This is a genomic window from Pseudomonas sp. NPDC087814, from assembly GCF_044742865.1.
Classification (GTDB): domain Bacteria; phylum Pseudomonadota; class Gammaproteobacteria; order Pseudomonadales; family Pseudomonadaceae; genus Aquipseudomonas.
On record NZ_JBIUVK010000001.1, the window covers coordinates 311,868 to 330,964 of the forward strand.

Below are 19,097 nucleotides of genomic sequence, written 5' to 3' on the forward strand. Positions count from 1 at the left end.
ATTAGACTGCGCCGAATTTCGTACGCACAGCCCTTTGTAAGGACTCATATGATCAAGAAATGCTTGTTCCCAGCAGCCGGTTACGGCACTCGCTTCCTGCCAGCGACCAAGGCCATGCCCAAAGAAATGCTGCCGGTGGTGAACAAGCCACTGATCCAGTATGGCGTGGAAGAAGCACTGGATGCCGGCCTGAACGAAATCTCGATCGTGACCGGCCGTGGCAAACGCGCCCTGGAAGACCACTTCGACATCAGCTACGAGCTGGAAAACCAGATCAAGGGCACCGACAAGGAAAAATACCTGGTCGGCATCCGTAAGCTGCTCGACGAGTGCTCGTTCTCCTACACCCGCCAGACCCAAATGAAAGGCCTGGGGCACGCGATCCTGACCGGTCGTCCGCTGATCGGTGACGAACCGTTCGCCGTGGTACTGGCCGATGACCTGTGTGTAAACCTGGAAGGCGACGGCGTCCTGACCCAGATGGTCAAGCTGTACCAGAAGTACCGTTGCACCATCGTCGCGGTTCAAGAGGTCGATCCTCAGGAAACCAACAAGTACGGCGTGATTGCCGGCGACGATATCGGTGATGGCCTGATCCGCGTACGCGACATGGTTGAAAAGCCAGCGCCGGAAGATGCTCCGTCGAACCTGGCGATCATCGGCCGCTACATCCTGACCCCTGATATCTTCAAGCTGATCGAAGAAACCGAGCCAGGCAAGGGTGGCGAGATCCAGATCACCGACGCCCTGCTGAAGCAGGCAAAAGACGGTTGCGTGATTGCCTACAAGTTCAAGGGTCGTCGTTTTGACTGCGGTGGCGCTGAAGGCTACATCGAAGCGACCAACTTCTGCTACGAGCACTTCTACAAGACTGGCAAGGCTTACTGATTCATCGTTGCCAGCCCATTGAAAAAGCCTGCGAGTCGAAAGACCGCAGGTTTTTTTATGCCTTGCCCAAATAGCGGCTGGGGGCTTCGCCCAGTACCCGCTTGAACATTGCACCAAACGCATTGCCGTTGGCATAGCCCATGTCCCGTGCAATAGCCCCCAATGGTCGGCCCTGGGCTAACTGGCAAACGGCTTCGGCAATCCGTAGCTGCTGGCGCCATTGGTTGAAGCTCAGCCCGGTTTCATCCCGAAACCGCCGGCGCAGGGTGCGCACGCTGGCGCCGATGGATTCACTCCAGTCTTCCAGGGTGGCCGGGTTCGCCGGGTCTTCCAGAAGCATTTCACACACACTGAGCACGCGTTTGTCCCGGGGCAATGGCAGGCTGCAGCCTTCGGTTTCAGTCGCGGATATCAACTGGTGCAGCAGCAATGGCGTGAGCAGGGCAGTGTGGGCGTCGGGTGCGAGCATGCCCAGAATCAGCTCCCGCAGCAGCGGCTCCACCCTGATCAATCGGCAGGATTGCCACGCCGTGGGTAATTGATCGCTTTCCACGTACAGTGCGCGCATCGCAACCTCACCGACCATGTGCAATTCATGGTCGACACCCGGCGCAATCCAAAAGCCGTATGCCGGCGGGACGGTCCAGGCGCCCATGCGGGTCAGCACCCGGATCACGCCTTGGGTGGCGTGCACCAGTTGGCCATATTCATGGCTGTGCCAAATCTCCCGTGCGCCATCGACATAGTCATGGGCCCGAACCCGCAATTCCTCGCTGGTGCTGCGAGCGGGCGCCCCAAAGCGTTTACGCCAGATGTTGTCCAATCAAGAAGGATTCCTGAGATTTAAGTTGGAACGGTCATTAATTGACCCGTGCGCGTAGAAGAATGACCGGATCTTTAACGCGATTCAATATTAAATAAGAACGATTAACAAAAAGACTTTTCAAGGAATCGTCATGTCCGGTGCGTTGTCTTCTCCTCCGTTTTACCTTTCCAGGCTGGCGCTGGTGGTGTTGGCGCTTGCTCCTGTTGTGTGGGCCGATGACGCGCCCATCGTGTTGAAGGACACCGCGGTGACAGCCGCCGAGGCCGAGCCGGCAGACGGCGTGGTGCCAGGCTATGTGGCGCGCAACACCACCGTGGGCACCAAAACCGGCGCGCCGATCGTGGAGACGCCGCAATCGATCTCGGTGGTCAGCCGCCAGCAGATGGATGACCAGGCGGCGCAAACCGTCGACCAGGCATTGCGCTACACACCAGGGGTTTACTCCCAGGATAACGACCTGCGGTTTGACCAGTTGAGCATTCGCGGCTTCGATGCCGACTCCTACCTCGACGGGCTCAAGCTCAATCGCACGACCTGGTTCGCTACGCCTCGGGTCGACCCTTGGTTTCTGGAGCGCATCGACGTGCTGCGCGGGCCAGCTTCCGTGCTGTACGGCCAGAGCGGGCCGGGCGGCCTGGTGGACATGCAGAGCAAGCGGCCGACGGATGAGCCACTGCACGTGTTGCAAATGAGCGTGGGCAATGACAACCGCTATCAGGCCGGCTTCGATTTTGGCGGGCGCCTGGACGAGCAGGGCGATGTGACCTATCGGCTGACCGGGCTGGGCCGCATGGCCGATACCCAGACCGATCACATCAAGGACCAGCGCATCGCCATCGCGCCGGCCATCACCTGGAACATCGACGACGACACCAGCCTGACCCTGCTGGCCAACTATCAATACGACCCGGAAGGTGGGCTGTTCAACCCGGTACCCGCGTATGGCACCGCGCTGCACAACCCGAATGGGCGCTTGCGCCCCGATGATTACCTGGGCGACCCGGACCGCGATCGCTTCAAGCGCAATCAGTTTTCCCTGGGCTACGCGTTCAGCCACCGGTTCAACGACACCTGGAGCTTTCGCCAGCACCTGCGCTATATGCATGATGACGTCGACTACTACCAGACTTCCCTCACCGGGCCGCTGGACGCCAACCTTGCCACCGCGCCGCTGTGGGCCAACGTCAATCATGAGCACCTTGGCCAGTTCGCCCTTGATAACCAGTTGCAGTCCGACTTCAGCACCGGCCCGGTCAAGCACACTGTGCTGATGGGGGCGGACTTCCAGCGGCTGTTGCAGACCATCAACCGGGGCGGTCAGTATTTCCCGAGTGCGATCAATATCTACAACCCCGACTTCAGCGCCTTGCCAAGGGTGCCGGTGTCCATCAACCAATACACCACCCAGAGCCAGTTTGGCGTGTACCTGCAGGACCAGCTCAGCTTCGACCATTGGCGCTGGCTGATCGGTGTGCGGCAAGACTGGGCGCGTACCTACGACAATCAGGACAGCGCGTTGACCGGCGCCAACCTGAGCAACACGCGCCAGCACGACGAGAAACTCACCTGGCGTTCGGGCCTGAGCTACGTGTTTGATAACGGCGTTGCGCCGTATGTCAGCTACAGCGAATCGTTCCAGCCGCAACTGGGCACTGACCGGCTGGGCGCGACATTTGTGCCGACCACCGGCAAGCAGTACGAAGCCGGCGTTAAATACCAGCCTGTGGGCTCCCGCAGCCTGTACAGCGCGGCAGTGTTCGACCTGCGTCAGCAAAACGTCCTGACCACCGACGATGTCGACCCCAATTTTGCCACCCAGAAAGGCGAAATCCGCTCCCGCGGCATCGAGCTGGAAGCCCATGCCGAGGTCACCTCGAACCTCAGCCTGATCGGTTTTTACACCTGGATGGACCAGCGCATCCTCAAATCCAATGACGGCGACCAGGGCGAACACCCGACCGGCATCCCGGGCAAGAGTGCCTCGCTGTGGGCGGACTACACCTTCCACGACGGCCCGCTGCAGGGCGTCGGTTTCGCGGCGGGTGCGCGCTATTTCGGGCCGAGCTACGGCAGCGCCGACAACACGCTGGAGGTGTCATCGCGCACGCTGTTTGATGCCGCGGCGCACTATGACGTGCAGAACTGGCGCCTGGCCCTCAACGCCAGCAACCTGTTCAACAAGGAATACCTGGCCTACTGCAGCAACGGTTTCCTTTGCTACTGGGGCGCAACCCGTTCGTTGCAGGCCAGCGCGACGTATCGCTGGTAAGGCGCTGACCTCTGGCGCGGCAGCAGGTATGCTGTTGTCCTGCCGAGGAGAGTGAAATGGCCTACGATTTTGACCTTTATGTAATTGGTGCCGGTTCCGGCGGTGTGCGCGCTGCACGATTCGCTGCGGGTTTTGGCGCCAAAGTGGCGGTGGCTGAAAGCCGCTACCTGGGCGGTACCTGCGTGAATGTGGGATGCGTGCCGAAGAAACTGTTGGTATACGGCGCGCATTTCGCCGAAGACTTCGAGCAGGCCAGCGGTTTTGGCTGGTCCCTGGGTGAAGCGAATTTCGATTGGGCGACCCTGATCGCCAACAAGGATCGTGAAATCAACCGCCTCAATGGCATCTACCGCAACCTGCTGGTCAACAGCGGCGTGACCCTGCACGAAGGGCATGCGCGGCTGGTGGACCCGCACCAGGTAGAAATCAACGGCGAGCGTTTTACCGCCAAGCACATTCTGGTGGCCACCGGTGGCTGGCCGCAGATCCCGGACATCCCGGGGCGCGAGCACGCCATTGGCTCCAATGAGGCGTTCTTCCTCAAGGAGCTGCCCAAGCGTGTGCTGGTAGTCGGTGGTGGCTATATCGCCGTCGAGTTCGCCGGGATTTTCCATGGCCTGGGCGCACAGACTTCGCTGCTGTATCGCGGCGACCTGTTCCTGCGCGGTTTTGACGGCTCGGTGCGCACGCACTTGAAGGAAGAGCTGACCAAGCGCGGCCTGGACCTGCAGTTCAACGCCGACATCGAGCGTATCGACAAACAGGCCGATGGCAGCCTCAAGGCCACCTTGAAAGATGGCCGCGTGCTGGAAGCCGATTGCGTGTTCTACGCCACTGGCCGACGTCCGATGCTCGATAACCTGGGGCTGGAAAACACTGGCGTCAAGTTGGACAAGCGCGGCTTTGTCGAAGTGGATGAGCTTTACCAGACCGCCGAACCGTCGATCCTGGCGATTGGTGATGTGATCGGCCGCGTGCAACTGACGCCAGTGGCCCTGGCTGAAGGCATGGCCGTGGCACGTCGCTTGTTCAAGCCTGAGCAATATCGTGCGGTGGACTACGCGATGATCCCGACGGCGGTGTTCAGCCTGCCGAATATCGGCACCGTGGGCCTCAGCGAAGAGCAGGCCCGTGAAGACGGGCACAAGGTGCAGGTGTTCGAAAGCCGCTTCCGGCCGATGAAACTGACCCTGACCGACTGCCAGGAAAAGACGCTGATGAAGCTGGTAGTCGACGCCGAGACCGACAAGGTCCTGGGTTGCCACATGGTCGGCCCCGACGCTGGCGAGATCGTGCAGGGCCTGGCGATCGCGCTCAAGGCGGGCGCGACCAAGCAGCATTTCGATGAAACCATCGGCGTGCACCCAACGGCGGCGGAAGAGTTCGTCACCATGCGCACGCCAGTGGCGCAGTAATCAGTCCTTGGTAGTTGCTTCCGGCGCCGTCGCAACGGCGGCTGCCAGGCGCAGCGCATCAATACTGGCCTGGGCCTTGACCAGGTCCAGTTCCAGGGTTTTGTTGGCCTTCTGATGCTCGGCCAGCGCTTCCTGGCGCGCCTGATTCTCCAGTTGGGCAACCCGCAAGCGTTCCTGCAACAGGGTACGCTCGCTGTCGATCACACTCACTTGCTCGCTCAATTGGCGCTGCTGTTCGCGGTCCTGGCGAGCCTGTTCCTGCAGTGCGCTCAATTCCTTCACGGTCACTCGATGCTCGATCAGCAGGCGCTCGTTATCGCGGTGCAACTGAGTGATTTCATCCTGGCGCACCATCGCGCTCTGCTGGGCCTGGCGCAGCTCTGCCTGGACCTGCTGCAACTGGCCTTCATGGCGACGCTGTTCCTGTTCACGCTGGTCCTTGATCGCATTGCGGTAATGCTCCAGGGCGTCCCGGGCATGCAGGTGCTTCTCTTCCAGTGAGCGAATCTGCTCGTCCTTGTCGTTGATCCGCAACTCGTAATCGCTGCACGCCTGGCTCAGCCCGGCGTTGCGGGTTTGCTCGGTTTGCAGGCTGGAGCGAGTGCTTTGCAAGGCCGCGCTTTCATCGGCCAGGGCGGCGGACTGGATATCGAACTGCTGCTTGAGCTGGGAGTGGGCCGCTTCCAGCTCCTCAACCTGGGCGAGCAGGGCGGTTTTCTGTTGCTGGAACTGCGCCAGGGCCAGGTCGATAGGCTCCTGGGCCTTCTCCTTCAGGCGCTGGGCCAGTCGCGCCACCAGTTCACCCAGTTCGTCGTCAATGGGCGCTTCGGTGATGGTCTGGCGGGTTTCGCTTTCGTCCAGCTCCTTCAGATAGCGATGAATCGTGGTTTTCGAGCCGGTATTGCCCATCTCGATGCGTACTGCATCGATGCTCGGGTTTTCGCCACGGGCAAGGATTGCCAGGCGTGCCGTTTGAACTACTGCTTTATTGATACCGCCGCGAGCCATGGAGTCTCCGTCGATTTAGTACTGTGGTACGTAGTATGTATATACGTAATATACCACAATTGTTTTAAAGCCGAAATTGATGATTTATCAGATGGGATATTGGCGTATTATCCCGTGTGATACAGGTTTTGAAATGGACAACAGCCAATGGCAGTACAGGCATGAGTGAGCTGGACCGTTATCTGAATGCGGCCACCCGCGATAACACCCGCCGCAGCTATCGAGCGGCAATCGAGCATTTCGAGGTGAATTGGGGTGGATTCCTGCCGGCGACCAGCGACAGCGTGGCGCGCTATCTGGTGGCGCATGCGGGCGTGCTGTCGGTCAACACGTTGAAGCTGCGTTTATCGGCGCTGGCCCAGTGGCACACCAGCCAGGGGTTTCCTGATCCGACCAAGGCGCCAGTGGTGCGCAAAGTCCTGAAAGGCATTCGCGCCCTGCACCCGGCTCAGGAAAAGCAGGCAGAGCCATTGCAACTGCAGCACCTGGAGCAGGTCATCCAGTTCCTCGAACAGGAAGGCCACGACGCCCGAGCCGCAGAAGACCATCCCCGATGGCTGCGGGCCAAGCGTGACGCAGCGTTGATCCTGCTGGGTTTCTGGCGTGGCTTTCGCAGCGATGAGTTATGCCGGTTGAATATCGAGCACGTGCAGGCGGTGCCCGGTTCGGGCATCACCCTGTATCTACCGCGCAGCAAAAGTGATCGGGAAAATATCGGCCGCACTTACCAGACGCCGGCGCTGTTGCGGCTGTGCCCGGTGCAGGCCTATAGCGAATGGCTCAGCGCTTCAGCGCTGGTGCGCGGCCCGGTGTTTCGCGGCATTGATCGCTGGGGCAACCTGGGCGAGGAGGGCTTGCACGCCAACAGCGTGATCCCGCTGTTGCGCCAGGCGCTGGAGCGTGCCGGGATTGCGGCCGATCAGTACACCAGCCACTCCCTGCGCCGGGGCTTCGCTACCTGGGCTCATCGCAGTGGCTGGGACTTGAAGTCGTTGATGACTTACGTCGGCTGGAAAGACATGAAATCGGCCATGCGCTATGTTGAAGCGACGCCCTTTCTCGGCATGACCCGGGCATCCCTCGAGTGATTCAAGGTTTCTTCTATTAATACAGTCTCTTGATAGTGAAAACCAATCGTCAGCATCAGGTTTGCCAATGAGCCATCGGCCGGGAGAGTGGGTAGGATTCACCTCATCAACTTACTAAGCCCTTCTACAAACCTGACGGAGAGTCAACGATGCCTATCATCAACAGCCAAGTAAAACCGTTCAAAGCTACCGCCTACAAAAACGGCAACTTCGTAGACGTGACTGATGCTGACCTGAAAGGCAAATGGTCTGTCGTGTTCTTCTACCCAGCCGACTTCACCTTCGTCTGCCCAACCGAACTGGAAGACCTGGCTGACAACTACGCCGAATTCCAGAAACTGGGCGTCGAAATCTACAGCGTTTCCACCGACACCCACTTTGCCCACGCTGCCTGGCACAACACCTCGCCAGCCATCGGCAAAATCCAGTACACCATGATCGGCGACCCGACCCTGACCATCTCCCGCAACTTCGACGTGCTAATCGAAGAAGCTGGCCTGGCAGACCGTGGCACCTTCGTGATCAACCCTGAAGGCCAGATCAAAATCGTTGAACTGAACGATGGCGGCGTTGGCCGTGACGCTTCCGAGCTGCTGCGCAAAATCAAGGCGGCCCAGTACGTTGCTGCTCACCCGGGCGAAGTCTGCCCAGCCAAGTGGAAAGAAGGCGAGGCCACCCTGGCTCCGTCCCTGGACCTGGTCGGCAAGATCTAAGTCTGTGAAATGCCAAGGGCGGGTTACCGCACCTAAGTAAGCTGCATCCGCCCTCGAAACGCCCGGGCGAGATTCGCTCGGGCGTTTTTTTGTCTGCAATAAACCGAATTAATAGGAAATCGCCCGTATGTTGGACGCCAATCTTAAAGCTCAGTTGAAGTCATACCTGGAACGGGTCACCCAGCCGATCGAGATCGTCGCCTCCCTCGATGACGGTGCGAAATCCCAGGAAATGCTTGCCCTCTTGCAGGATGTAGCCAGCCTTTCGACGCTGATTACCCTGAAAAGCGATGGCAATGATGCGCGCAAGCCATCGTTCTCCATCAACCGCCCGGGTGCCGATATCAGCCTGCGTTTTGCCGGCATCCCAATGGGCCATGAATTCACTTCGCTGGTGTTGGCGCTGCTGCAAGTCGGCGGCCACCCCTCGAAGGCCAGTGTCGAAGTGATTGAACAGATTCGCGCCCTTAAAGGCGAGTTCAGCTTCGAGACTTACTTCTCGCTGTCGTGCCAGAACTGCCCGGACGTGGTCCAGGCGCTGAACCTGATGGCAGTACTGAACCCGAACATCCGCCACGTCGCCATCGACGGTGCGCTGTTCCAGGCAGAAGTCGATGATCGTCAGATCATGGCCGTGCCCAGCGTTTACTTGAATGGTGTGAACTTCGGCCAGGGCCGCATGGGCCTGGAAGAAATCCTCGCCAAGCTCGACACCAGCGGTATCGAAAAAGCCGCCGAGAAAATCAGCGCCAAAGATGCGTTCGACGTACTTGTCGTCGGCGGTGGCCCAGCGGGTTCGGCAGCGGCTATCTACGCTGCACGTAAAGGCATCCGTACCGGTGTTGCAGCCGAGCGCTTCGGCGGGCAGGTGCTGGACACCATGTCGATCGAGAACTTTATCTCGGTACAGGAAACCGAAGGGCCGAAACTCGCCAGCGCCCTGGAGGCCCACGTGCGTCAGTACGACGTGGACATCATGAACCTGCAGCGTGCTACTGCGCTGATCCCGGCGAAAAACAACGGTGAGCTGCACGAAATCCGTTTCGAAAGCGGTGCGACCCTCAAGTCCAAGACCGTGATCCTGGCCACCGGTGCCCGCTGGCGCGAAATGGGTGTACCGGGTGAGCAGGAATACAAGGCCAAAGGCGTGTGCTTCTGCCCGCACTGCGACGGCCCGCTGTTCAAGGGCAAGCGCGTGGCGGTGATCGGCGGCGGTAACTCCGGCGTTGAAGCAGCCATCGACCTGGCCGGTATCGTCAGCCACGTGACCTTGCTTGAGTTTGACAGCAAGTTGCGCGCCGACGCCGTGTTGCAGCGCAAGCTGTACAGCCTGCCGAACGTTGACGTGATTACCAGCGCGCTGACCAGTGAGGTCAAGGGTGATGGCCAGAAAGTTACCGGCCTGGCCTACAAGGATCGCGACAGTGGCGAATTCAAGACTATCGACCTGGAAGGCATCTTTGTACAGATCGGTTTGCTGCCCAACACCGACTGGCTTAAAGGCACTGTGGAGTTGACTCCACGTGGCGAGATCATCGTCGATGCACGTGGTGAGACTTCGCTGCCAGGCGTTTTTGCCGCCGGCGACGTAACGACTGTGCCGTACAAGCAGATCGTGATTGCAGTAGGCGAGGGCGCCAAGGCTTCCCTGAGTGCTTTCGATCACCTGATCCGCACTTCCGCCCCGGCGTAAATTCCGGCCCGGAAATGAAAAACCCCATGAGTGATCATGGGGTTTTTTATTGCCGGCGGAACCTTACAGCGGCGTTGGCTGAATGATTTCAACCCAGTACGCATCCGGGTCTTTCACGAAGGCCAGGCTTTTCATGCGGCCGTCACTCAGGCGCTTCTGGAAGTCGCAGCCCAGTTCTTCAAAGCGCGCGCAGGCAGCAACGATGTCCGGCACCGAGATGCAGATATGGCCAAAGCCACGCGGGTCGGTGTTGCCGTTGTGGTAGGCAAAGTCCGCGTCGTTTTCGGTGCCGTGGTTGTGGGTCAGTTCGAGGATGCCCGGGATCGACTTCATCCACTGGGTGCGGGCGGCAGCGTCGGCCGGGATCTGGGCCTTGTCGACCAGGGCCAGGAAGTACAGGCTGAATTCGGCTTCCGGGAAGTCACGTTTTTCAACCAGGGAAAAACCCAGTACGCGGGTGTAGAAATCCAGCGACTTGGTGATGTCCTTGACCCGCAGCATGGTGTGGTTGAATACGAAGTTCGTGGTGGCGGCGTCAGGCTGGGCGGTGACGCCCGGGAAAGTGTTCAGTTCGTGCAGGCTCATGGGCCCTCCAGAGAAAAATGGGGCAAACGTGGCTCCGGTTGGAGCATCCCTTGGCTTGCGGCTGGCATCCGTGCAGCCGGTCCATGATACGCAGCCCTGCCGGTTGCGCCAAATGAAAAAGGTCACGCAACCCTTGCGGCCAGCGGGTGCAGGGGCCCAAACTTTGTCGCTTGAACCTTGAGTGTTTTTCGTAATGACCGGATTTCGCGCACCGTTGTTGAGTACCCTGGGCCTGTTGCTGGGCAGCACCGCTGCATGGGCGGCTGACCCGGAAATTCATTGGCCCAGCGGCTGGCAGGTAGAGGAAGTGGCGCCCGACGACCAGGCCCCGGCGCAACCGTCGGCGGTGTCCCGCCAGCGGGCCATAAAGAATGATGAGAATGGCGCGACCTTGATGGTCATGGAGTTGACGGGCACGCCAATCGAAGCGGGGCATACGGTCAACCTGCAAGGTGTGCTGCTGGAAATGCGCAAATCCATCCAGAAGGACTTTGCCCAGGGTGGTTATCAAAGTGTGTGCACCAAGATGCACCCCACAACATTGAGCCGGCTTGAGGCATTGGAAACTACCTGTGTAATCACCGAGAACGGTCGGCATGTGCTGTCGCAAACGTTGGTGGGGGCTGTCGATACCGATAAGGCCTATGTTTTTTCATACGCAGGCCAGGCCGACGCTTACGAATCAAGCAAGGATGAAGTCAGTTCGGTGCGTGACAGCCTTAAACTTTGAGCGTTGTAGGCATCGCGACAAATAAGTCGATTTGAACAAAGTGAAATGTTTTTTAAAGTTCGCTTTTGAAAGTGCCAGCGTCCTGATTTGTTTCACTATCGATGCCTGTAAACAAAAAAGCCCTGCATGTGCAGGGCTTTTCTTAGTGCGTTTGTACTAGCCGCAAAGCATTAGCCGCGAAGCCAGGAGTCTACTGTGGCTGCGCCGTACTGTTCTTTCCACGCCTTCAGGCCGCGATGGTTGCCGCCCTTGGTTTCGATCAGTTCACCCGTGTGCGGGTTGTGGTAAACCTTGACGACGCGGGCACGGCGCTGTTTGGGTGCGGCAGCGACGGAAGCGCCGGACTTGCCCGGGTTAGGATCCAGGATGGAGATGATGTCGCGCAGGCTTTTGCCGTAGGTCTTCATCAGCCCTTGCAGCTTTTCTTCGAATTCGATTTCTTTCTTCAAACCAGCATCGTTCTTCAGGGATTCCAGCTGGGCAAGCTGCTCTTGAAGGGCTTTTTCTGCTGCGCGAAATTCGGCGAGTCTGGACAAAATCTATACTCCAATAGTGTATTTGGCTGATATCTACTGCAAACAAAGCGATAAGCCAAGAGCCTTAAGGCGACTCAATGAAAGTGGCCTTCCTGCCAATTCAGCACAGGCAGGAAAAATTGTAGTAGTTAATCAGTCATGAGTAAATCATGTCTTTTGTATAAATAACAATATTTCCGTTGAAGTGGCTGGCTATTCAATGGCTGTTCAGGAATCTAATGAACTCGTCGCAAGGTACAGGCTTGCCAAACAGGTAGCCTTGCAAGAAATCAACGCCTTGGGCCGCCAGATAGTCGCATTGTTCTTGTGTTTCGACGCCTTCGGCAACGATGCCCAGGTCCAGCTTGGCAGACAGTTCAATGATGCTGTCGAGTATATGCCGCGAGAGTGCATCAACACCGATCATTGCCACGAAGCTTTGATCTATCTTCAAGTAATCGACATTGAAGTTGCGCAAATAACCCAGGCTGGAGTGGCCGGTGCCAAAGTCGTCGATCGCGATCATTACCCCCATTTCATGAAGCGCCTGGAACAGCTGGCGGGTGATATCCGTGGGTTCGATCAACTCGCGCTCGGTCAACTCCAGGACCAGGATCACCTTGCCCGGCGGGAAGGCAGCGAGGAACTCCCGGCAGTCCTCCACCAGCTCCAGGTCGTGACAATGGCGAGCGGTAATGTTGATGCCCACGTGAAAATTGTCGGCAAACTGCGCGGTGTGGGGCGCCAACTGTGCGGCGGTCTGGCGCATCAGGGCGCGGGTCATCGGTACGATCAGGCCCGAATGTTCGGCCAGGGGAATGAACAGGTCCGGGCGCACCAGGCCTTCCCTGGGATGATTCCAGCGCATCAGCACTTCACAGCCGGCCCACTGCCGGATGTTGTCGCCACGCACCACTGGCTGGTAATAGGGCACAAATTCATTGGCGCCCAGGGCCCGTTGCAGTTCCAGGGTCGGTGCCGATGAGCGCTTTTGCAGCCAGTGGGCGAGGATGCCTGCCAGCACGCCGAAAAACACCACCAGAACGAACAGTGCAGGATACCGCGCCTGCATGTAGCGCCAGGTTTCACCCTCCGGCATCCCGGCTTCTACGCTGTAGGTATACCGTGTGGAGTCGAGATGATGATGCGCGACGGAAAATGTCGGCAGCGTTGTGCTGTGCACCTTGCCATCCGCCGCCAGCCAGTTAGGCCCCACCTGCAACACCAGGTCGGTATATCGGCTGATCAGGCGCAAGGCGTTTGTCAGGTGGTAGCCATCGATGGAGGCAAAGGCCCCCCGTTCTCCCTCGGTGAGGCGATAAACAAGCAATGCGGTGTCGGGTGTCACCGGGTTGCCTTTCATCAGCCAGAGACGGCCGCCGACGTAGTCCTCAGGGTTGACCGGTGACTGGTAGTTGCCACCAAACAACGAGCTGCAATAGATGTTGCGCTGCCAGGACAAGGTGGTGGCGCGCACGAACGGCCGGCGGGTGACCTGTTCCCGCAGCTTCAGTTGAGTCGGGTTATCACATTCATGGCCGGCCAGTGGCAGCAGGTCCTGGGCGGCGAGGGCGGTGTTGTCGAGCATCAGGTCAAACTGGCGCACGGCCTCCTGGGCGGTTTGCGCTGTGCTGTGCTCGAGGGTGCGCCCGGCTTGCCAATACAGGATAAGCACACCCAGCAAAATGGGCAGCGCGCCACTGAGCAGGGTGATCAGGTGGCGAGTGGAGGCCTTTCGGGGGCCTTTGACGGTCAGTGGCATTTGCGCAGCCTGTAGCGGGAGAGGGCAATAGGACGCTCAAATGCGGTCGGGACAACCTCGGTGGCCTTCCAACAAAGCGTATCGGTATTGGCCATGATAGATGGCGGCAGGCGTCTGTGCATGTTCAATAAAGCTTCAACCGTGTGGCCAGTTGAATAAATGCCAGGGTTGCCGGCGAGGACTGCCGACGGTCCAGTACCGCCAGCCCCACCTGGCGTTTGACGGCAGGCTTGAGCGGTTTGATCAGGTAATCCGCCTGCGTGGATTCAGGCAGCGACAACTCGGCGACAATGGTCACGCCGTCGCCCCGGCGCACGGTGTCCAGGGTGCTGAGCAGCTGTGAGCAGCGGTAACGCACATCCGGCTGCAACCCTGCACCGACGAACAGCCTTGAGACCAGTTCGGCCGAACCGGCCTGGGTCAGGATAAAAGGTTCACCACACAGCGCTTTCAGGCTGACACTTGGCTGCGCGCCCAAGTGATGCCCCAAGGGCAGCAGCGCGACCAGTTGGTCCTCAATCAACGGGAACGCATCGAAGCGCTCTTCAGGCAGCACCACAAACCCAACGTCGACGCGCCGCTCTTCCAGCCACTGCGTCACCTGGCGATCGGGGCCTTCGTCGACATGCACCTCGATGCCCGGATGCTGCTCGCGAAAATGCTGCAGGATCGCGGGCAACAGGCGAATCGATGAGGTCGGCCCGAACGAGCCGATGCGCAGCGTGCCGCGCTTCATCCCGCGGGCATCGGCGGCTTCCTGTTGCAGCGTGTTGGCCAACCCGAGCATGGCCCGGGCGCGCAACAGCAGTTGTTGGCCGATATCGCTGAGTTCGACCTGGGACTGATGACGTCGGATCAACTCCACACCCAGTTCCTGCTCCAGGGATTTGATCGCATGGGACACCGCCGATTGGCTGATGCCCAGGCGATTGGCGGCGCTGGTGAAACCTTGAAGTTCGGCCACCAGGGAAAAGATTTCCAGTTGGGTAAGGGTCATGAGTATTTACTCATTTTACGATGATCGGGGATTAACCAAACAATAAGCCAATCCCGTGTCTTGTGAGTAGAAATCTGATGAACCCGAGCCCTGACCGTCTGACGTATCTGAAGCTGGCGGCCGTGACCATGATCTGGGGCGGCACCTTCGTTGCCGGGCGCTATCTGGCGGCAGGCCTGGACCCACTGTTGGCGGCAACCGTGCGCTTTGCACTGGCCAGCCTGGCGCTGCTGGCCTTCCTGGGCGTCGCGCGTATTCGCCTGGTGCGTCCGACCACCGCGCAATGGATGCAATTGATGGTGCTGGGCTTTTTCGGGATCTTTTTCTACAACCTGTGTTTTTTCTACGGCCTGCATTACATCAATGCGTCCCGGGCGTCGTTGATCGTGGCGCTGAACCCGGCAGTGATTGGCCTGGCCTCGTGGCTGCTGTTCAAGGAACGCCTGGGCTGCTTCAAGCTGGTGGGGATCGCGCTGTGCCTGGGTGGCGCAGGGCTGGTGATCGTCAGTCGCAACCCTCAGTTGCTGCAGGGCACGGCAGATGCGTGGGTAGGCGACTTGCTGATTTTCGGCTGCGTGGTGGGGTGGGGCGTGTACTCGCTGTTTTCCCGGAGTCTCAACCAGCGCCTGGGGCCGTTGCAAACCGTGACCTGGTCGATCCTGCTGGGCACGCTGATGCTGACGATCACCACGCTGGTGACGGGCCGACTAACGGTGGCCGCATTGGGCCGGATTGATCTGCCCCAACTGATGAGTTTGCTGTACCTGGGCGTGCTGGGCTCGGCACTGGCCTACATCGGCTACTACGATGGCCTGCGCCGCATCGGCGCCACCCGTGCGGGTGTATTTATCGCCCTCAATCCGCTGACGGCAGTGATCTGCGGCGCATTGCTGCTTGGCGAGCAACTGACCGTGCCGATGTTGCTGGGTGGGGCGGTCATTCTGCTGGGCATCTATCTGTGCAACAAACCCCTTGCGCGGGCCAGGGCAATGGGGATTTGATAAGAGTACGGACAAATCTGTTTACGCTGTGTAGAATCGATTTACGCATACAAGAATAAGGACTTGCGCTAACGCAAGCCTCGCCCGTCAGAGACTGATGTAACCATGAAGCTACTCGGGTCCCCCCTCATCTTTGGTGACTTCCTCGCCCGCAGCGTGCGGGGTATCTCCTGTGCGCCACCCGCTGACCTCATCCTTGCTCGCAAATAAGCATTTGTTAATTACAAGAATGATGATGAGGCACCGAAAATGGCAGACCTGTACGAAAACCCAATGGGCCTGATGGGCTTTGAGTTCATCGAATTCGCATCGCCAACCCCGGGCACCCTGGAGCCGATCTTCGAGATCATGGGCTTCACCAAGGTCGCGACCCACCGTTCCAAGAACGTACACCTGTACCGGCAGGGCGAGATCAACCTGATCCTCAACAACGAACCCAACAGCATCGCCTCCTACTTTGCGGCCGAGCACGGCCCGTCGGTGTGCGGCATGGCGTTTCGCGTCAAGGACTCGCAACAGGCCTACAACCGGGCCCTGGAACTGGGCGCCCAGCCTATCCATATCGAAACCGGCCCGATGGAGCTGAACCTGCCGGCGATCAAGGGCATTGGCGGCGCGCCGCTGTACCTGATCGACCGCTTTGGTGAAGGCAGCTCGATCTATGACATCGACTTCGTGTACCTCGAAGGTGTCGAGCGCAACCCGGTGGGCGCGGGCCTCAAGGTCATCGACCACTTGACCCACAACGTGTACCGCGGCCGCATGGCCTACTGGGCGAACTTCTACGAGAAGCTGTTCAATTTCCGTGAGGCGCGCTATTTCGACATCAAGGGCGAATACACCGGCCTGACCTCCAAGGCCATGAGCGCCCCGGACGGCATGATCCGCATCCCGCTGAACGAAGAGTCGTCCAAGGGTGCCGGGCAGATCGAAGAGTTCCTGATGCAGTTCAACGGCGAGGGCATCCAGCACGTTGCCTTCCTCACCGATGACCTGGTCAAGACCTGGGATGCGTTGAAGAAGATCGGCATGCGCTTCATGACCGCGCCGCCAGACACCTATTATGAGATGCTCGAAGGCCGCCTGCCGAACCACGGCGAGCCGGTGGATCAACTGCAGGCACGCGGCATCCTGCTGGACGGCTCGTCAGTGGCGGGGGACAAGCGCCTGCTGCTGCAGATCTTCTCGGAAACCCTGATGGGCCCGGTGTTCTTCGAGTTCATCCAGCGTAAGGGTGACGACGGCTTTGGTGAAGGCAACTTCAAGGCACTGTTCGAATCCATCGAGCGCGACCAAGTGCGTCGTGGTGTGTTGACCGCTGACTGATCGCCTGGGCGATACACAAAAAAGCCCGACCGGGATTGCACCCGGCCGGGCTTTTTGTTGCCCGGCAGAAACATCGGGACACAGGCGGTTGCCAGCGGCCAGGAACGGAATTCACTGCCAGCGTTACTCAGTGTCATATGCCCAGTTGAGGTTCATGTATGACAGTCATTGCGCACACCGGTAGTCCACCTCCAGGTTTGAATCAGGCAGCAGCCGTCAACGACGAACCGGCCATCAGTCCCTTGGCCCCAACTGCTCCCTCCCCATTAAGTCCTGCCACTGTCGCCCGCGTGACGTTTTCCTCGAACGTGGAATGGAGCAGTGCGCAAGGCGAGCTGACCGCCGCAGGCGTCGAACTGGCCAATGCCGTATTGGCCCCGGGTACCTCATCAACCGTCGGCGCGCAGGTCTGCACGTTCGCGGCGGACGGGATCCAGTCGAGCGACATTCTGGTGGTCAAACGCGTACCCGCCTCTGAAACCGGAACGAATGTCCTGTTGTATATTCCTGACGTTGAGGGCAATTCGTTCTTCGAATTCAATAACCTTGAAGAAATGAACGCCTGGCTCAAAGAGGTCGCCACCGACCCTGACAAGTTGGATGTATTTGCCGGGCATTTTTCCCGCAATGCACCTGCCGATCAGACAAAGCGGGTAAAAGACACGATGACGCGCTTCGCCGCAGGCGATATCAATGCCGTGGTCGGGCCTTTTGGCTACGAAAAGGGCGATATCTTCAATCGCCTGGACAAGCACACAAGCGTGCCGCCGGTACCGGTCAACGGGCTGACGGGGACCTACCTGAAAGTTGAGACCCGTGATGGCCGGGTGACTTTCGCAGGCACACGTCCGGACGGAGAAACCGTACTCTATCAGTACGATGCCTACGGCAACTTCCATGGAGGAGGTAACAAGGGCAACTTCTACTTTGTGAAAAACGGCCTGAACAATGACCAGCCGCTGTCGCCTGTCTCGCGAGAGCAATACTTGAAAACGGTCGTCAGTGTCAGCCTGGATAATGTAGGTGCCAACGATTTATGGGGGCTGTTCGACGAGTTCATCCGCCAACTGAAGAATCCGGGTTCAGGCATTGGGACGGCCTTGATCGCACTGGGCGTGCCTGAGGATGTGGCGCAGTCCATCGAAAAAATCGTCAAAAACCCCGTCACCGGCACCTTGCTTGAACTCAACCATGGCAACCGGCTCGGTAAGCTGTTTGGCGTTGAAAAGGCGCAAATGGACGCCGCACTGACGCAAATAGGCGACGAAATCCAAGGCAGGATTCCGTATTACGGGGCCATCCGAGGGGGGTTGTCGCAAACGGCTGTAATGCTCGAAATGGCAGCAAAAAAAAGCGCTGTCAGGCCTTCTGCTGACGCACCAAATGCTTGAAGCCTTCAAACACCAGCACCATCACCGCGAGCCAGATCGGAAGATACGTCAGCCATTCCCCCGCCTTGATGCTTTCGCCCAACAACAAGGCCACGCCGAGCAGCAGCACCGGTTCTACATAGCTGAGCAGCCCGAACAGGCTGAAGGCCAACAAGCGGCTGGCGACGACGTAGCACACCAGCGCCGACGCACTGATCAAGCCCAGCATCGGGATCAAGGCGTACAAGCCCTTGTGGGCGTCGAGCACGGCAAAACCCTGTTCGCCGCTTTGCACGAACCACAGTGCCACCGGCAACATCAGCGCCATATCGAGCCACAGCCCGCCGAGGTGGTCGGTCTTCAGGCGTTTGCGCAATACGAAGTAAACCGGGTAGCCGATGATCACTACCAGGGTTGCCCAGGAGAATCCGCCCACCTGATACAACTCGTTCAGCACACCAGCACCGGCGAAGAACACCGCAATCTTTTGCAGGCGTGACAATTGTTCGCCATACACCAGCCGACCGGTCAGTACCATCGTCAATGGCAGCAGGAAATAGCCCAGCGATACATCCAGGCTGCGACCGTTGAGCGGCGCCCACATGAACAGCCACAACTGCACCCCCAGCAGCGCCGAAGACACCACGACCCCGCCGATCAGCGCGGGTTTGGCCGCAACCAGCCGAACCAGTTCCCACACCCGTCGCCACTCGCCGCTGACAATCATGAACACGGTCATGCAGGGCACCGTCAACAACATGCGCCAGCCGAAGATCTCCAGGCCGCTCAAGGGCGTAAGCAGCGACGTGAAGTAATACATTACGGCAAACAACACCGAGGCCAAGACCGATAACACAACACCTTTAGACACACTGTCCTCACGAAAGCCGATTGATACAAAAGAAGGGGGG

The 19,097-nt window shown here is 59.0% G+C and carries 17 protein-coding genes; 10 read left to right on the top strand and 7 right to left on the bottom strand.

Annotated elements, in window-relative coordinates:
- Positions 1-48 precede the first annotated feature (48 nt).
- A complete protein-coding gene (gene galU / locus ACIOMR_RS01580) occupies positions 49-888 on the top strand; it encodes a UTP--glucose-1-phosphate uridylyltransferase GalU (RefSeq protein WP_003212579.1) in 840 nt (279 codons plus the stop codon).
- Between the two features lie 55 nt (positions 889-943).
- Here galU and ACIOMR_RS01585 read toward each other — a convergent pair whose 3' ends face one another.
- A complete protein-coding gene (locus ACIOMR_RS01585; protein ID WP_177020095.1) occupies positions 944-1,711 on the bottom strand; it encodes a helix-turn-helix domain-containing protein in 768 nt (255 codons plus the stop codon).
- A 133-nt stretch (positions 1,712-1,844) separates the two neighbouring features.
- On the opposite strand from ACIOMR_RS01585, the gene ACIOMR_RS01590 reads away from it, so the two are divergent.
- Together ACIOMR_RS01590 and gorA are read left to right on the top strand one after the other, a co-directional pair.
- On the top strand, positions 1,845-3,983 hold the full coding sequence (locus tag ACIOMR_RS01590) for a TonB-dependent siderophore receptor (RefSeq protein ID WP_134326572.1): 2,139 nt from the start codon (positions 1,845-1,847) through the stop codon (positions 3,981-3,983).
- 56 nt (positions 3,984-4,039) lie between these two features.
- Positions 4,040-5,398 (top strand): glutathione-disulfide reductase, encoded by a 1,359-nt coding sequence (gene gorA, locus ACIOMR_RS01595; RefSeq protein WP_401191815.1) that lies wholly within the window; start codon positions 4,040-4,042, stop codon positions 5,396-5,398.
- Here gorA and ACIOMR_RS01600 read toward each other — a convergent pair whose 3' ends face one another.
- On the bottom strand, positions 5,399-6,406 hold the full coding sequence (locus tag ACIOMR_RS01600; protein WP_401191818.1) for a DNA-binding protein: 1,008 nt from the start codon (positions 6,404-6,406) through the stop codon (positions 5,399-5,401). It abuts the gene before it with no gap.
- A gap of 161 nt (positions 6,407-6,567) precedes the next feature.
- Between ACIOMR_RS01600 and ACIOMR_RS01605 the strand changes: the two genes are divergently transcribed.
- The 3 genes from ACIOMR_RS01605 to ahpF all read left to right on the top strand — a co-directional run bounded on the left by ACIOMR_RS01605 (position 6,568) and on the right by ahpF (position 9,900).
- The gene (locus ACIOMR_RS01605; RefSeq protein ID WP_087693896.1) at positions 6,568-7,494 is read left to right on the top strand and encodes a site-specific integrase; all 927 of its coding nucleotides are present in this window, start codon (positions 6,568-6,570) and stop codon (positions 7,492-7,494) included.
- Positions 7,495-7,643: 149 nt separating this feature from the next.
- A complete protein-coding gene (ahpC, locus tag ACIOMR_RS01610; protein ID WP_003173835.1) occupies positions 7,644-8,207 on the top strand; it encodes an alkyl hydroperoxide reductase subunit C in 564 nt (187 codons plus the stop codon).
- 127 nt (positions 8,208-8,334) lie between these two features.
- Complete coding sequence (ahpF, locus tag ACIOMR_RS01615) at positions 8,335-9,900, top strand: alkyl hydroperoxide reductase subunit F (protein WP_003212573.1); 1,566 nt, start codon at positions 8,335-8,337, stop codon at positions 9,898-9,900.
- A gap of 63 nt (positions 9,901-9,963) precedes the next feature.
- Here the strand turns inward: ahpF and gloA are convergent, their stop codons facing one another.
- Positions 9,964-10,485: a lactoylglutathione lyase gene (gene gloA, locus ACIOMR_RS01620; protein WP_008432524.1), complete on the bottom strand. Its 522-nt coding sequence runs from the start codon at positions 10,483-10,485 to the stop codon at positions 9,964-9,966.
- Between the two features lie 193 nt (positions 10,486-10,678).
- Between gloA and ACIOMR_RS01625 the strand changes: the two genes are divergently transcribed.
- A complete protein-coding gene (locus ACIOMR_RS01625) occupies positions 10,679-11,215 on the top strand; it encodes a DUF4946 domain-containing protein (protein WP_008432526.1) in 537 nt (178 codons plus the stop codon).
- Positions 11,216-11,385: 170 nt separating this feature from the next.
- Here the strand turns inward: ACIOMR_RS01625 and ACIOMR_RS01630 are convergent, their stop codons facing one another.
- From ACIOMR_RS01630 to ACIOMR_RS01640, 3 genes are all read right to left on the bottom strand, one after another.
- A complete protein-coding gene (locus ACIOMR_RS01630; protein WP_003212570.1) occupies positions 11,386-11,751 on the bottom strand; it encodes a histone-like nucleoid-structuring protein, MvaT/MvaU family in 366 nt (121 codons plus the stop codon).
- Between the two features lie 196 nt (positions 11,752-11,947).
- Positions 11,948-13,492: an EAL domain-containing protein gene (locus ACIOMR_RS01635; protein ID WP_401191825.1), complete on the bottom strand. Its 1,545-nt coding sequence runs from the start codon at positions 13,490-13,492 to the stop codon at positions 11,948-11,950.
- A 124-nt stretch (positions 13,493-13,616) separates the two neighbouring features.
- Positions 13,617-14,489, bottom strand: a complete 873-nt coding sequence (locus ACIOMR_RS01640; protein WP_401191828.1) for a LysR family transcriptional regulator — start codon at positions 14,487-14,489, stop codon at positions 13,617-13,619.
- A gap of 77 nt (positions 14,490-14,566) precedes the next feature.
- On the opposite strand from ACIOMR_RS01640, the gene ACIOMR_RS01645 reads away from it, so the two are divergent.
- From ACIOMR_RS01645 to ACIOMR_RS01655, 3 genes are all read left to right on the top strand, one after another.
- On the top strand, positions 14,567-15,490 hold the full coding sequence (locus tag ACIOMR_RS01645) for a DMT family transporter (protein ID WP_178912621.1): 924 nt from the start codon (positions 14,567-14,569) through the stop codon (positions 15,488-15,490).
- A gap of 249 nt (positions 15,491-15,739) precedes the next feature.
- The gene (gene hppD, locus ACIOMR_RS01650) at positions 15,740-16,816 is read left to right on the top strand and encodes a 4-hydroxyphenylpyruvate dioxygenase (protein WP_003212566.1); all 1,077 of its coding nucleotides are present in this window, start codon (positions 15,740-15,742) and stop codon (positions 16,814-16,816) included.
- Between the two features lie 158 nt (positions 16,817-16,974).
- Complete coding sequence (locus ACIOMR_RS01655) at positions 16,975-18,207, top strand: dermonecrotic toxin domain-containing protein (RefSeq protein WP_401191832.1); 1,233 nt, start codon at positions 16,975-16,977, stop codon at positions 18,205-18,207.
- Here ACIOMR_RS01655 and rarD read toward each other — a convergent pair.
- Positions 18,176-19,057 (bottom strand): EamA family transporter RarD, encoded by an 882-nt coding sequence (rarD, locus tag ACIOMR_RS01660; protein ID WP_023658818.1) that lies wholly within the window; start codon positions 19,055-19,057, stop codon positions 18,176-18,178. The genes ACIOMR_RS01655 and rarD overlap by 32 nt on opposite strands.
- Positions 19,058-19,097: the final 40 nt, after the last annotated feature.

What these genes read in the sequence shown, in the direction of transcription:
- ahpF (WP_003212573.1), top strand. Translation starts at nt 8,335, where the DNA reads ATGTTGGACGCCAATCTTAAAGCTCAGTTGAAGTCATACCTGGAACGG.
- ACIOMR_RS01635 (WP_401191825.1), bottom strand. Translation starts at nt 13,492, where the DNA reads ATGCCACTGACCGTCAAAGGCCCCCGAAAGGCCTCCACTCGCCACCTG.
- ACIOMR_RS01605 (WP_087693896.1), top strand. Translation starts at nt 6,568, where the DNA reads ATGAGTGAGCTGGACCGTTATCTGAATGCGGCCACCCGCGATAACACC.
- ahpC (WP_003173835.1), top strand. Translation starts at nt 7,644, where the DNA reads ATGCCTATCATCAACAGCCAAGTAAAACCGTTCAAAGCTACCGCCTAC.
- ACIOMR_RS01655 (WP_401191832.1), top strand. Translation starts at nt 16,975, where the DNA reads ATGACAGTCATTGCGCACACCGGTAGTCCACCTCCAGGTTTGAATCAG.
- hppD (WP_003212566.1), top strand. Translation starts at nt 15,740, where the DNA reads ATGGCAGACCTGTACGAAAACCCAATGGGCCTGATGGGCTTTGAGTTC.
- galU (WP_003212579.1), top strand. Translation starts at nt 49, where the DNA reads ATGATCAAGAAATGCTTGTTCCCAGCAGCCGGTTACGGCACTCGCTTC.
- ACIOMR_RS01625 (WP_008432526.1), top strand. Translation starts at nt 10,679, where the DNA reads ATGACCGGATTTCGCGCACCGTTGTTGAGTACCCTGGGCCTGTTGCTG.
- gloA (WP_008432524.1), bottom strand. Translation starts at nt 10,485, where the DNA reads ATGAGCCTGCACGAACTGAACACTTTCCCGGGCGTCACCGCCCAGCCT.
- ACIOMR_RS01590 (WP_134326572.1), top strand. Translation starts at nt 1,845, where the DNA reads ATGTCCGGTGCGTTGTCTTCTCCTCCGTTTTACCTTTCCAGGCTGGCG.
- ACIOMR_RS01640 (WP_401191828.1), bottom strand. Translation starts at nt 14,489, where the DNA reads ATGACCCTTACCCAACTGGAAATCTTTTCCCTGGTGGCCGAACTTCAA.
- ACIOMR_RS01600 (WP_401191818.1), bottom strand. Translation starts at nt 6,406, where the DNA reads ATGGCTCGCGGCGGTATCAATAAAGCAGTAGTTCAAACGGCACGCCTG.
- ACIOMR_RS01645 (WP_178912621.1), top strand. Translation starts at nt 14,567, where the DNA reads ATGAACCCGAGCCCTGACCGTCTGACGTATCTGAAGCTGGCGGCCGTG.
- gorA (WP_401191815.1), top strand. Translation starts at nt 4,040, where the DNA reads ATGGCCTACGATTTTGACCTTTATGTAATTGGTGCCGGTTCCGGCGGT.